This is a genomic window from Bradyrhizobium sp. 76, assembly GCF_023073025.1.
In the GTDB taxonomy this organism is placed as follows: Bacteria; Pseudomonadota; Alphaproteobacteria; order Rhizobiales; family Xanthobacteraceae; genus Bradyrhizobium.
The window spans coordinates 168,110-182,178 of record NZ_JADPIS010000109.1 but is presented as its reverse complement, the minus strand read 5'-3'; the positions used below and the strand labels follow the sequence as shown (position 1 = coordinate 182,178).

At 65.5% G+C, this 14,069-nt stretch carries 10 protein-coding genes; 4 read left to right on the top strand and 6 right to left on the bottom strand.

Features of this window, described 5'->3' with window-relative positions:
• Positions 1-6: 6 nt before the first annotated feature.
• From IVB48_RS30585 to IVB48_RS30570, 4 genes are read right to left on the bottom strand one after another with little or no spacing between them, the layout of a single operon-like run.
• Complete coding sequence (locus IVB48_RS30585) at positions 7-2,220, bottom strand: FAD-dependent oxidoreductase (RefSeq protein WP_247405955.1); 2,214 nt, start codon at positions 2,218-2,220, stop codon at positions 7-9.
• A gap of 18 nt (positions 2,221-2,238) precedes the next feature.
• On the bottom strand, positions 2,239-3,447 hold the full coding sequence (locus IVB48_RS30580; protein ID WP_247405953.1) for an acetyl-CoA C-acetyltransferase: 1,209 nt from the start codon (positions 3,445-3,447) through the stop codon (positions 2,239-2,241).
• Between the two features lie 57 nt (positions 3,448-3,504).
• Positions 3,505-5,295 (bottom strand): acyl-CoA dehydrogenase C-terminal domain-containing protein, encoded by a 1,791-nt coding sequence (locus IVB48_RS30575; RefSeq protein ID WP_247405951.1) that lies wholly within the window; start codon positions 5,293-5,295, stop codon positions 3,505-3,507.
• A 39-nt stretch (positions 5,296-5,334) separates the two neighbouring features.
• Positions 5,335-5,721, bottom strand: a complete 387-nt coding sequence (locus IVB48_RS30570; protein WP_027570022.1) for a nuclear transport factor 2 family protein — start codon at positions 5,719-5,721, stop codon at positions 5,335-5,337.
• A gap of 212 nt (positions 5,722-5,933) precedes the next feature.
• On the opposite strand from IVB48_RS30570, the gene IVB48_RS30565 reads away from it, so the two are divergent.
• From IVB48_RS30565 to IVB48_RS30550, 4 genes are all read left to right on the top strand, one after another.
• Positions 5,934-6,524 (top strand): PadR family transcriptional regulator, encoded by a 591-nt coding sequence (locus IVB48_RS30565; RefSeq protein WP_027570021.1) that lies wholly within the window; start codon positions 5,934-5,936, stop codon positions 6,522-6,524.
• 227 nt (positions 6,525-6,751) lie between these two features.
• Positions 6,752-10,231, top strand: a complete 3,480-nt coding sequence (locus tag IVB48_RS30560; protein WP_247405950.1) for a tetratricopeptide repeat protein — start codon at positions 6,752-6,754, stop codon at positions 10,229-10,231.
• Positions 10,232-10,562: 331 nt separating this feature from the next.
• Complete coding sequence (locus IVB48_RS30555; protein ID WP_247283142.1) at positions 10,563-11,480, top strand: sulfite exporter TauE/SafE family protein; 918 nt, start codon at positions 10,563-10,565, stop codon at positions 11,478-11,480.
• Positions 11,477-12,247: a TIGR02186 family protein gene (locus IVB48_RS30550; RefSeq protein ID WP_247362979.1), complete on the top strand. Its 771-nt coding sequence runs from the start codon at positions 11,477-11,479 to the stop codon at positions 12,245-12,247. Before IVB48_RS30555 ends, IVB48_RS30550 begins: the two co-directional genes overlap by 4 nt.
• Before the next feature lie 104 nt (positions 12,248-12,351).
• Here the strand turns inward: IVB48_RS30550 and IVB48_RS30545 are convergent, their stop codons facing one another.
• Positions 12,352-13,125, bottom strand: coding sequence for an MBL fold metallo-hydrolase (locus IVB48_RS30545; RefSeq protein ID WP_247405949.1), 774 nt, complete (start codon positions 13,123-13,125; stop codon positions 12,352-12,354).
• A gap of 12 nt (positions 13,126-13,137) precedes the next feature.
• On the bottom strand, positions 13,138-14,049 hold the full coding sequence (locus IVB48_RS30540) for a DMT family transporter (RefSeq protein ID WP_247405948.1): 912 nt from the start codon (positions 14,047-14,049) through the stop codon (positions 13,138-13,140).
• Positions 14,050-14,069 lie beyond the last annotated feature (20 nt).

Below are 14,069 nucleotides of genomic sequence, written 5' to 3'. Positions count from 1 at the left end.
AGAGAATCACGCGGCCGCCTTCTTCGGCGCGAAGCGGCCGTAGAAGGTTTCTCCCTTCGCGGCCATCTCCTCGAGGAGCTTCGGCGGGGTGAAGCGCGAGCCGTATTTCGCTTCCAGCTTGTGGCAAAGCTCGACGAACTTCTTGGGACCCATGAAGTCGATGTAGGACAGCGTGCCACCGGTGAACGGCGCGAAGCCGAAGCCGAGGATCGAGCCAACATCCGCTTCGCGCGGATCGGTGATGACGTGGTCCTCCACCGTGCGCGCGGCCTCCACCGCCTGCACCACCAGGAAGCGCTGCTTCAGCTCCTCGACGTCGAGGGTATCAGGGTCGAGCTGCTTGGGTTGCAGCGCGGACAAGCCCGGCCACAGGCTCTTCTGACCCTTGCCTTTCTCGGGGTAGTCGTAAAAACCCTTGCTGTTCTTGCGGCCGAGACGGCCCTGCTTCTCGACCATTTCCACCATCAGCTTCTTCTGATCGGGATTGATGGCGTTGGGGCCGAGGTCGGCTTCCGTCGCCTTCATGATCTTGAGACCGAGGTCGAGCGCCACCTCGTCCGACAGCGAGAGCGGGCCGACCGGCATGCCGGCCATCTTGGCGCAGTTCTCGATCATCGCGGGCGGCACGCCTTCGAGGAACATCTCGTTGCCTTCGGCGACGTAGCGGCCGACGCAGCGATTGGCGAAGAAGCCTCTGGAGTCGTTGACGACGATCGGCGTCTTGCCGATCTGCCGGACGTAGTCGAGCGCGGTCGCGATCGCGAGATCGCCGGTGTTCTTGCCCTGGATGATCTCGACCAGCATCATCTTCTCGACCGGCGAGAAGAAGTGGATGCCGACGAACCGGCCCTGGTCCTTGAAGGATTCCGCCAGCGAGCTGATCGGAAGCGTCGAGGTGTTGGACGCGAAGATCACGTCCGGCTTCATATGCTCCTGCGCCTTGGCAAAGGTATCAGCCTTGACCTTGCGGTCCTCGAACACGGCCTCGATGACGAGATCGACGTCCTTCAGCGCGGAATAGTCCGCGGTCGGCGTGATGCGGGCGAGCAGCGCTTCTGCGTCACCGGGCTTGGCGCGGCCCTTCTTGATCTGCTCCTCGATCACCTTTTGCGCATGCGCCTTGCCCTTGTCGGCGCTCTCCTGGTCGCGATCGATCAGGACGACGTCGAGGCCGGCACGGGCCGAGACATAGCCGACGCTCGCACCCATGAAGCCGGCGCCGATCACGGCGATCTTCTTCACCTTGGTCGGCGGCACATCCTTCGGACGGCGCGCACCCTTGTTCAATTCCTGCATCGACAGGAACAGGCTGCGGATCATCGCCGCCGCTTCCTTCGAGCGCAGCACCGAGGTGAAGTAGCGCGATTCCACGCGCAATGCGGCGTCGATCGGCAGCTGCAGGCCCTCATAGACGCAGCTCATGATCGCGCGTGCGGCCGGATAATTGTCGTAGGTCTCGCGGCGATAGATCGCGTTGCCGGCGGGGAACATCATCATGCCGGCCTTGGAGAACACCGGGCCGCCTGGCAGCTTGAAGCCCTTCTCGTCCCAGGGCGCAATGGCCTTGCCGCCGCCCTTGATCCAGTCCTTTGCCGCCTTGATGAGATCGGCGGCGGGAACGACGGCGTGAATCAGATTCAGCGCCTTGGCTTTCTCGATCGTGACCGGATCGCCCTTGAGCAGGATCGTCATCGCGTCCTGCGGCGGCACCAGGCGCGGCACGCGCTGCGTGCCGCCGGCGCCCGGGAACAGGCCAACCTTGACCTCGGGCAGGCCAAGCCGCGTCTTGGGATTCTCCGCCGCCACGCGATAGTGGCAGCACAGCGTGATCTCGAAACCGCCGCCGAGCGCGAGGCCGTTGATCGCCGCTGCCCACGGCTTGCCGGAGGTCTCGATCGAGCGCAGCACCTGCGAGAAGCGCCGGCTCTGCTCGAACAGCATCTGGTTTGCGGCGGTCTCGCCCTGCTCCCCAAACACTTTTGCGTAGGCCTGGTTCATGCCCTCGAGCATGGACAGGTCCGCGCCGGCGCAGAACGCCTCCTTTGCAGAGGTGATGACGACGCCCTTCACCGCAGCATCCGCCGTGGTTGCCTTGACGATCGCGTCGAGCTCATTGGTCGAGGTCTCGTCGAGCACGTTCATCGAACGGCCCGGGATGTCCCAGGTCACGAGCGCGATGCCGTCGGAATCGGTCTCAACCTTGAAGTTCTTGTAAGCCATGCTGGTTGCTCCCTACCCTTAGACGCGTTCGATGATGGTCGCGGTGCCCATGCCGCCGCCGATGCACAGCGTCACCAGTGCGGTCGCCTTGTTGGTGCGCTCGAGCTCGTCGAGCACGGTCCCGAGGATCATGGCGCCGGTCGCGCCGAGCGGATGGCCGAGCGCGATCGCGCCGCCATTGACGTTGATCTTGGCGTTGTCGATGTCGAAGGCCTGGATGTAGCGCAGCACGACGGAGGCGAAAGCCTCGTTGAGCTCGAACAGGTCAATGTCCGACTTCTTCATGCCGGAGCGCGCGAACAGCTTTTCGGTGACGTCGACCGGACCGGTCAGCATCATCGCCGGCTCGGACCCGATATTGGCGAACGCGCGGATCCTCGCGCGCGGCTTCAGGCCGTACTTGCCGCCGGCTTCCTTGCTGCCGAGCAGGACCGCGCCGGCACCATCGACGATGCCCGACGAATTGCCGGCGTGGTGCACGTAATTGACGCGTTCGATTTCCGGATGCGACTGCACCGCGACGCCGTCGAAGCCGCCCATCTGTGCCATCATCGTGAACGCCGGCTGCAGCTGCGCCAGCGACTGCATCGTCGTCGAAGGACGCATATGCTCGTCCTTGGCGAGGATGGTGAGGCCGTTGGTGTCCTTCACCGGGACGACCGACTTGTCGAAGCGGCCTTCATCCCAGGACTTCGCCGCACGCTGTTGGCTCTGCACCGCATAGGCATCGACGTCGTCACGCGAGAAGCCGTATTTGGTCGCGATCAGATCGGCCGAGACACCTTGCGGCATGAAATAGGCCGGCACTGCCATCGACGGGTCCATCGGCCAGGCGCCGCCGGAGGCGCCGATGCCGACGCGGCTCATCGATTCGGCGCCGCCGCCGATCACGAGCTCGTGCTGGCCGCTCATCACCTGGGCTGCGGCAAAATTCACGGCGTCGAGGCCGGAGGCGCAGAAGCGGCTGATCTGCACGCCCGGTACCGCTTCGCCGAGGCCCGCCTTCAGCGCGGCGAAGCGCGCAATGTCGGAGCCGGCTTCGCCGACCGGATCGACCACGCCGAGAATGACGTCATCGACGGAATCTTCCGGCAGGTTGTTGCGGTCCTTGAGCGCCTTGAGCGGCACGGTCGCGAGCGCGAGCGCGGTGACTTCGTGCAGCGCACCGTCCGCCTTGCCGCGGCCGCGCGGGGTGCGGACGTGGTCGTAAATGAATGCCTCAGGCATGACGCCCTCCTGATGTGATGATCTTCTGGTCTTGATCGGGTCGCAGCGAAAGCGGCTTCAGAACGCTTCCGCCGGCAGTTCCATGATGGTCGCGCAGCCGGCCTGGATGCGCGCGAGATTGGCGGCGGTCTCCGGCAGCATCCGCTCCATGAAGAAGCGGCCGGTGACGAGCTTGGTCGAGAGATAGGGAGTCGCCCCGCTCTCGGCAATCTTGGCTTGCGTCACCTTCGCCATCTTCGCCCACATGTAGCCGAGCGCGACGAAGCCGAAGAGATTCAGGTAATCGGTCGCGGCGGCGCCGGCATTGTCGGGCTTGGCCATCGCGTTCTGCATCAGCCACGTCGTGGCCTGCTGGAGATGGCCGAGCGAAGCCGAGAGCGGGGTAACGTAGGGCTTCATCGCCTCGTCGCCGCCGTTCTCCTTGGCGAAGGCCATGACCTCGCCGAAGAACGCCATGATGGCGCGGCCGCCGTCGCGCGGCAGCTTGCGGCCGACGAGGTCGAGCGCCTGGATGCCGTTGGCGCCTTCGTAGATCATGGCGATGCGGGCATCGCGCACGAACTGCTCCATGCCCTGCTCGGCGATGTAGCCGTGGCCGCCATACATCTGCTGCGCCTGCACCGCATTGGCGAAGCCGTAGTCGGTGAGGAAGCCCTTCAGCACCGGCGTCATCAGGCCCATGTGATCGTCGGCGGCCTGGCGGTCCTTGGGATCCTCGGAGCGATGGGCGACGTCGCTCTTCAGCGCGGTCCACATCACGAAGGCGCGCGCGGCCTCGTTGAAGGCGCGGATCGACAGCAGCGTGCGGCGCACGTCGGGATGGACGATGATCGGATCGGCCGGCTTGTCGGGCGCCTTGGGACCGGTGAGCGAACGGCCCTGGATGCGATCCCGGGCATAGGCAACCGCGTTCTGATAGGCCACTTCCGATTGCGCGAGACCCTGCACGGCGACGCCGAGGCGGGCCTCGTTCATCATCACGAACATGCCCTGCATGCCCTTGTTCTCTTCGCCGATCAGCCAGCCCACGGCGTTGTCGTAGTTCATCACGCAGGTGGAATTGCCGTGGATGCCCATCTTGTGCTCGATCGAGCCGCAGACCACGCCATTGCGTGCGCCGACCGAGCCATCGGCATTGACGAGGAATTTCGGCACCACGAACAGCGACACGCCCTTGATGCCGGCGGGCGCGCCCTCGACGCGGGCGAGCACGAGGTGGATGATGTTGGGGGCGAGGTCGTGTTCGCCGGCCGAAATGAAGATCTTGGTGCCCGTGATCTTGAAGCTGCCGTCGGCCTGCCGCACCGCCTTGGTGCGGAGCATGCCGAGGTCGGTGCCGCAATGCGGCTCGGTCAGGTTCATGGTGCCGGTCCACTCGCCCGCCACCATCTTCGGCACGTAGGTCTGCTTCTGCTCCGGCGTGCCGTGGACGATCAGCGCTGCGGTCGCGCCCATGGTGAGGCCGCCATACATCGAGAACGCCATGTTGGCGGAGATCTGGAATTCGTTGACGGCCTGGGAGAGCGTCACCGGCAGACCCTGGCCGCCGAACTCGGTCGGCGCCGACAGGCCGAGCCAGCCGCCCTCGGCGACCTGCTTGAACGCCTCCTTGAAACCCGTCGGCGTGGTGATGCTGCCGTCATTGGCGCGCTTGCAGCCTTCGAGATCGCCCACACGGTTGAGCGGCTGCAGCACCTCTTCGGCAAGCTTGGCAGCTTCGCCGAGAATGGCTTCACGAACGTCGCTCGACGCATCGGAGAAGCCGGCCAGATTGTCGTAGCGGTCGATCTGGAAGACGTCGTTGAGCAGGAAGTTCACGTCTTCGACGGGGGCTCTGTAGATCGGCATGGTGGTCTCCCGGCAGGCCTTGAAGTGATCGGTGTTGGCTTATGATTGAGCGGCGGCCAACTGCTCCGCCATCAGGCGATGCAGCATGTTGATCGCCTTGAGCGGCCGCACCATCACCTTGAAATGCGTGATGCGGCCCTCGCCGTCGAAACTGATGATGTCGACGCCATTGATCTCGATGCCGTCGATCATGGTCTTGAATTCGAGCACGGCGCCGCTCTCACTCTTCCATTCGCCGACATAAGTGAAGCCGGGACCGCCAAGCACCTTCTCGGCGCTGGCCAGATATTTGAAGGTGATGTCGCGGCCGCGCTGCGGCGCGTGCACGACGGGGCTTTCGAAGACGGCGTCGGGATGGAGCAGGTCCCAGAGCGCTGCCCGGTCATGCGACTTCATGTAGCCGTACCAGGAATCGAGGCCGGTCATTCAGGTGCCTCCCTAAAGGCAAAGCAACTAAGGCTTCGGCAAAAAACGCGAAAACAACCCCATGCACAGTAGCGCGAAGGTTGATTCCATTGAGGTTTTCGGGGCGGTGTTTGCCCTCTTTTTGGGTCGCCTCATATGCACATTGACGCATATGCGCCGATGCGCATAAAGTCAAGCCAATTGGTTAAGGTCGGGAACAGGAGGACCGGGTCATGGCTTTAGGCGACGCAATCCTCGCATGCCTGACGGAACGTCCGATGACGGGCTACGAGCTCGCCAAGACATTCGATTCCTCGATCGGCTTCTTCTGGAAGGCCGACCACCAGCAGATCTACCGCGAGCTCTCCAAGCTGCGCGACCGCGGCTACATCCAGGGCCGCGAGGTCGTGCAGACAGGCAAGCCCAACAAGCTGATCTATACGCTGACTCCGGAGGGCCGAACAGCGCTGCGGCACTGGGCCGCGCGGCCAAGCACGCCCCCCTCCATCAAGGACGACCTCCTGGTGCGGCTGCATGCGCTGGACAGTATCGGCCTCGAGCCCATGCGCACCGACCTGATGGCCCGGCTCGAGCACCACCGCGATCGCCACGAGAACTACGAGCGCATCCTGAAGAAGCGTTTTCCGGAAGGGGCAGCCTCCGGCGTGCTCGACCTCGGTAACCTGCTGCTGCTTCAGCTCGGCGCCCGGCACGAGCAGATGGTGGCCGATTTCTGTGAAGAGGCGCTCGAGGCCCTGTCGGCGATGAGCGCAAGCGGCACCGTGGTGGCGCTGGAGGACGGCAAGCGCGAGGGCAAGGGCTGAGGTGTCTCTGCTTCGTCATGGCCGGGCTTGTGTGCAAGCCACCCGCACCCCGCCGCTCAACTTTAAGACACCGTCAACGGGTTCCTTAACCCGTTATTTACCGTAACAGACAAAAGTCGGTTTTCGAGGCAGACGACCCGCGCCAAATCCGATTGTCTTTGCAACCGGCACGCGAGGGAAGACTGGAGGCGCCGGGTGGGGCGCCGGAGTCGGAACCGGACAGAGTCATGAATTCGCGCGTATCGTGGAGTGTTGACGGCATCGATCCATCCGTCCGGGAGCGGGCCGAAGCTGCTGCGCGTCGCGCCGGAATGTCACTCAACGATTGGCTGAACTCCACGCTCGGCGAGACCGCCCCGCCGAACTTTCGCGGACTTTACGACCAGCGCCCGCAAGCCCAGCACGTTCCGAGTCAACTGCCGAGCCAACTCCCCAGTCACGTGCCGAGCCAGGAAAGCCGCGAAGTCGCCGACATCCACCAGCGGCTCGACGCCATCACCCAGCAGATCGAACGGATTTCAAAGCCGGCGCCGCGCCAAGATTCTTCGCGCCAAGATCCTTCGCGGCAAGACACTCCGCGGCAAGACACTCCGCGGCAAGACGTTTCGCGCGAGCAGGGCGTTGCGCGCCAGCTCAACGACGCGATCTCACGGCTCGATGCAAGGCTGTCGCAAATTTCGAAGCCGCAGCAGGCTCCGGCACCGCGACAGGCCCCCGTTGAAACGCGCCAGCGCCAGGCCGATGCGGTCGAGCGCGCGGCAGCGCAGGTCTATCGCAGCTCACCGCCCCTGAGCCCCGCTTCGTTCGACGTCGCGGTCGCCGAGATCACGGCACGGCAGAGCGAGCTCGACGGCTTTACGCCCAGGCAGATGCCGCCGCGCGCCGCGCCCTCGATCGCGCCTGCGGCAGCTCCTTACGCGCCCCCCGCGCCGCCTGCCTACGCTCCGCCGCCACCGCAGCCGGGGCCGGATTTCTCTGCGCTCGAGCGCCATCTGCTCAAGATCACGAGCCAGATCGAATCGCTGCAGCGCCCTGACAATACCGAGCAGGCGATCAACACGTTCCGCAGCGAGCTTGCGGAGATCCGCAACGCCATCACCGAGGCAATGCCGCGCCGCGCGATCGAATCGATCGAGAACGAGATCCGCTCGCTGCATCGGCGCATCGACGAGACCCGCTCCAACGGCACCGACGGTCAGGTCCTGTCCGGCATCGAGCACGCGCTGTCCGAGATCAAGCAGGTGCTCCGCACGCTGACCCCGGCCGAGCAGCTCACCGGCTATGACGAGGCGATCCGCAATCTCGGCGCCAAGCTCGATCTGATCCTGCGCGCCAATGACGATCCCTCGACGGTCCGCCAGCTCGAAGGCGCGATCTCGGCGCTGCGCGGCATCGTCTCCAACGTCGCCTCCAACGAAGCGCTGGCACGGCTCTCGGACGACGTGCAGCTGCTGTCGTCCAAGGTCGACCAGGTCACCCGTGCGTCCGGCCAAGGCGACAGTTTTGCGGTACTGGAGCAGCGCATCGCGGCGCTCACCGCCGCTCTGGAAACGCGCGAGCGCCCTCAGCCATCCGAGAGCAGCGAGCAGCTCGAAAGCGCGATCCGCGCCCTGTCCGACCGTTTCGACCGCATGCAGGTCGGCAACGACTCGGCTTCGACCTTTGCTCATCTTGAACAGCGGGTCTCGTATCTGCTGGAGCGGCTCGAGGCCGCCGCCGATCCGCGCAACGGCAATTTCAGCCGCGTCGAGGACGGGCTGCACGACATCCTGCGCCATCTGGAGCGGCAGCAGGCGACCTATTCAGCGCTCGCCGAGAGCCGCAACTCCACGCCGCCTGCCGATTCCGGCATGGTCGATCTCGTCAAGCGCGAGCTCTCCGACATCCGCTTCAGCCAGGCCGAGACCAACCGGACCACCCAGGATTCGCTGGAGGCCGTCCACAACGCCCTTGGCCACGTCGTCGATCGTCTCTCGATGATCGAGGGCGATCTTCGCAATGTGCGCACCGCGCCGCCCGCCCCTGCGCCGCAGCCGATGCCGATGCCGATGGCCGCTCCCATGGAGCCCGCGCCGATGGCGCGCGAGCCACGGCCGCAGCCACAGCAGCACCCGAAATACGATCCGAAGCCCGAGTTGCCCAATCCGGCCGCCGCGCAGGCGGCTCACGCCGCCTTCGCCGCCGCGCCGCGCGAATTCCATGCCGCCGCGCCGGCAGCGCCGCCGCCGATGCCGATGGCGCCGCCGGTTCCGCCACGCGCGATCAGCGAAATCCTGGAGCCGCATACGGCGCCCACGCGCGCCGCGCTTGCGCCCGAACTGCCGCCGGATCATCCGCTCGAGCCGGGCACAAGGCCGGGTGCACGCATCGCCACGCCGTCGGAGCGCATTGCTGCGTCCGAAAGCGCGATCAGCGAAATCCCGGCCGCGCCCAAGGAGCCGGTGTCGTCGTCGAGCTTCATCGCGGCCGCGCGCCGCGCAGCGCAAGCCGCCGCCGCGCAGCCGCCCGAGAAAACAGGCCGGGCCGCCAAGGCGTCTGCCGGCGGCGCAAAGGACAAGGGTAAGGCCAGCGATAAGGACGGCGGTTCGACCATCACCTCGAAGATCCGCTCGCTGCTGGTCGGCGCGAGCGTGGTCGTGATCGTGCTCGGCACCTTCAAGATGGCGATGAACCTGCTCGATGGCAGCAGCTCGTCACCGTCGCCGCAGGCGATGGAGAATTCGTCGCCCGCACCCGCGCCGCAGGCATCGCCGCCGGTCGAGAACAAGCCCGCCACGCCCGAGCAGGTCACGCCGTCAATGACCTCGCCGACCCCGATCGGCCGGCAATCCCAGAACAATGCCGCGCCTGCTGCCGCCAATTCTGGCAACTCGGCCTCGGTCGAAATTCCGCCGGTGCCTGCCGCAGCGCCGCAGCCGGCCTCCAGCGACGTCACCGGCGCGCTGTCGGGCACGAGCCGCGCGAAACTCGCGATGATCCAGGTGCCGCCGACCGAAAAGCTTCCTGACGGCATCGGTGGCCCCGGCTTGCGTACCGCCGCGATGAAGGGCGATGCGACCGCGGCCTACGAGATCGGCGTGCGCTTTGCCGAGGGCAAGGGCGTGACTGCAAACTATGAAGAAGCCGCCAAATGGTACGACCGCGCGGCGCAGGCCGGCGTCGTACCCGCGACCTTCCGCCTCGGGACACTCTACGAAAAGGGTCTCGGCGTGAAGAAGGACGCCGACATCGCCCGCCGCTACTACACGCAGGCGGCCGAGCGCGGCAACGCCAAGGCGATGCACAATCTCGCGGTGCTCGACGCCGATGGCGGCGGACGCGGCGCCAACTACAAGAGCGCGGCACTGTGGTTCCGCAAGGCCGCCGACCGCGGCGTCGCCGACAGCCAGTTCAACCTCGGCATCCTCTATGCCCGCGGCATCGGGGTGGAACAGAACCTCGCCGAGTCCTACAAATGGTTCACCCTCGCCGCCGCCCAGGGCGATGCGGACGCAGCAACCAAGCGCGATGATGTTGCCAAGCGGCTCGACCCGCAATCGCTCGCCGCCGCCAAGCTCGCGATCCAGACCTTCAGCGCCGAGCCGCAGCCCGACGACGCCGTCAATGTTGCGGCCCCGAACGGCGGCTGGGACAGCGCGCCGCAGGCCAACGTGAAGCCTGCGCCGAAGCCGGTTGCCGCCAAGCGCGCGGCGTCGGCGGTGCATTGAGAGCGGTCACTCAACCGTCTCTGACGAAAATCTGGACTGGTCGTCCTGGCGAAAGCCAGGACCCATTACCACAAGCGATCGTTGTTGGAGGACGGTGTGGCCACAGCCTGCCGCGATAACTACCAGTCGGGATAATGGGTCCTGGCTTTCGCCAGGACGACATTGGAGGAGCCACGGCTCCTCGATCACCCTCCTCACCCCCATTCACCACGCCCGAAATTCCTGGTCCCGCCCGCCGCCGAATTCCGCTATTGAGGGACGCGGCAATCGTTCTGCCCTCCTGCGAGCATTCCGCGCAACCGATCCGTCTCGCGGGAAGCGTGGTCTCTCGATGCAGCTCTATCTCCCGATCGCCGATCTTCCGGTCAACGTCTTCCTCGTGCTGGCGATGGGCGCCGCGGTCGGCTTCGTTTCCGGCATGTTCGGAATCGGCGGCGGCTTCCTGATGACGCCGCTTTTGATCTTCATCGGCATCACGCCGGCGGTCGCGGTCGCCTCCGTCGCGAGCCACATCGCGGCCTCGTCCTTTTCCGGCGCGCTTGCCTATTGGCGGCGCCGCGCGATCGACCCCGCGCTGGCGAGCGTGTTGTTGTGCGGCGGCGTCACCGGGACGGCGCTCGGCGTGTGGACCTTCACGCAGCTGCGCGCGCTCGGCCAGCTCGATCTGATGATCGCACTGTCCTACGTCGTGCTGCTCACCACCGTCGGCAGCCTGATGTTCTCCGAAGGCCTGCGTGCCCTGATGCGGACCCGGCGCGGCGCGCTGGCGCCACGACGCACGCATAACTGGATTCATGGCCTGCCGCTGAAGATGCGGTTCAAGCGCTCCAAGATCTACCTCTCGGTCATTCCGGTCGTGATCGTCGGCATCCTGATCGGCTTCATCGGCGCCATCATGGGCATCGGCGGCGGCTTCATCCTGGTGCCGATCATGATCTACCTGCTTCGGGTGCCGACCTCGACGGTGATCGGCACCTCGATGGTCCTGACGCTGGTCACGATGCTGTTTGCGACCCTGCTGCATGCCGTGACCAACCACCTGGTCGACGCCGTGCTGGCGCTGATCCTGATGGTCGGCGGCGTCACCGGTGCGCAGTTCGGTGCACGCGCCGGCCAGAAGATCCGCGGCGAGCAGTTGCGGCTGCTGCTCGGCCTGCTGATCCTCTCGGTCGGCGTTCGCTTCGCGATCGAGCTGGTGATCCGGCCAGAGGATCTCTTCACCATTCGGGAGCTGGGAGTGAACGGATGATGCGCGCAGCTCTCGCGGTCCTGCTCGTGCTGCTGCTCGGCTCCGCCGCGCGCGCCGAGCGGCTGATCGTGTCGGTCTCCAACCATCGCGTCACGGTGACGCCAAACTATTCCGGCGAGGAGCTGGTACTGTTTGGCTCGGTTGAGAAGGACGCCTCCACGGCCGCCGACCGCAAGACCTACGATCTCGTCGTCACCGTGATGGGCCCGCGCGCCGACATGGTGACGCGGCGCAAGGAGCGTACCTTCGGGATCTGGATCAACACCGACTACCGTCAGTTCCTGGCGGTGCCGAGCTATCTTGCGCTGTTCGCCAACCGCTCCTTCGATGTCATCACCTCGCCCGAGATCGCGCGGCGCCAGCAGATCGGGCTCAATAACGTGCTGCTGACCCAGCGTGTCAGCGGCGACTATGCCGACGTGGTGCCGAACGACGCGTTCCGCTCCGCCTTCATCCGCCTGCGCACCCAGCGCGGTCTCTACCGCGAGGATCCGAGCGCGGTGACGTTCCTGACACCGACATTGTTCCGCACCGGCATTCCACTGCCGGCGGAGGTGCCGATCGGCACCTATGAGGTCGAGATCAAGCTGTTCGCCGACGGCGCGTTCATCGGCAAGACCGAGACCGCGTTCGAGATCGTCAAGGTCGGCTTCGAGCAGTTCGTCGCAACCACCGCGCGGCAGAACGGGCTGATCTACGGCCTCGTCACCGCGGCGATGGCGCTGATGACGGGGTGGATGGCGTCAATTGTGTTCAGGAAGGATTAGCCGCATACGCTCGTCATTGCGAGCGCAGCGAAGCAATCCAGACTGTCGCCGCGGAGGGATTCTGGATTGCTTCGCTGCGCTCGCAATGACGGCTGTGGTGCTAACTACGGCGCCTGCACCACCGTCGGCACGCCGGGCTCGAGCAACCGCAGCCGCGTCCCGAAACCCAGCACATCAAATGTCTTGCGCAGATCCCCGCTGTTCTGGCGGAAATGCGCCCAACCCTCCGTATGAACCGGCACGATCATCGCATCGGGGAAGGCGCGTGCGGTCTCGATGGTGTCGTTGGTGTCCATGGTGAGATGGAACGGCCCGCGCGTTTGCGCGGCGCCGGCGAACGGCATCACCACGCCGCATTTGAAGCGGCGCGCGACCTCGGCGACGCCGTCGAACCAGGTGGTGTCGCCGCTGATGTAGACCGATGTGGTGTCGGTCCGGCTCGACGTCACCACGAAGCCGATGACATCGCCTGACAGCGGCTCGATGCCGGCCGGGCCGTGACGCGCCGGGGTCGCGGTGATCGTCAGCGAGTTGCCGTCACGATCTTTCAGCTGCGCCGTGCCCCACGGCGCCAAACCTTCGACATGCCCACCGAGGCGCTGCGCGCCGGCCTCGGTGGTCAGCACGTGCTTCACATGTTTGAGAAAGTCGCGGCCGGAATTGTCGAGATTGTCCGAGTGCTGGTCGTGGCTGAGCAGGACCGCATCGATCGGGCCGATTGCGTCTGCCTTCAGCGCGGGTCCAATCGTCTTCTCCAGCTTCACGTGCGGCAGTTGATAGGCGCCCGGCGCATCGAAGGTCGGATCAGTGAGCAGGCGAAAGCCATCGATCTCGATCAGGGCAGTGGGACCGCCGATCAGGGTGATGGAAATGGGCATGATGGACTCCTGTTACGAGACGGATTTGGCGGGCCGCGTCACCAGGTAGATGCCGAGTGCGACCGGAATGATTCCGAGCAGATCGCGCGCCTCGACGTGCTCGCCGAGCACGAGATACGCAAACAGCATGCCGAGCGGCGGCATCAGGAAATGATAGGCACTCGCAGCCGTCGCGCCACACACTTTCAGGAGATGAAACCAGAGCCAGTACGCCAGGATCGAGCCACCGAGCACGAGGAAAGCAAAGGCGCCGATCAGGCCCGACGTGAAGTCGATGGCATGAACATCGGCGAAGGTCACCGCGACCGGCGTCAGCACGATGCCGGCGGCGAGATTCTGCACGCCATTGCCGATCCACAACGAGCCTTTTGGCGCGAGCAGCTTGAACAAAATGGTGCCGGCGACGAGGGAGGCGAGCGAGGCCAGCGTGAACACGATGCCGTGTAATGAGTCTGTGCCGACAGACAGCCTGTGCCAGACGATCAAGGTCACCCCGATGATGCCGAGCAGGAGGCCGCTCGCCTTGCGCCACGTCATGCCTTCGCCGAGCAGCAGCGCGGCGAGGCCGGCCGTGAACACCGGATTGGCCGACACGATCAGGCCGCCGAGGCCGGCCGAAACCGACTGCAGGCCGGTGTAGCCGAGCCCGAGATAGAGCGCGTTGTTGGCGACGCCGAGCACGGCGAAGATCGCGGCATCGCGCCACGACAGCGACCAGTCATCGCCGCGAACCAGCGTGGCGCCGAGGATCAGGATGCCGGCCAGCGAGAAGCGCGCGGCGAGCAGGATCAGCGGCGGGCAATGGGTCACGCCGATCTTGCCGGCGACGAAGGCGTAGCTCCAGAGCAGGCAGAACAGGCCGATCGCAAGCGGCAGCGTGTTGAAGCGACTGCGGGGAACGGAGATCGAAGGGGCGAGCGACATGAGGGACATTCTCCTAGCCC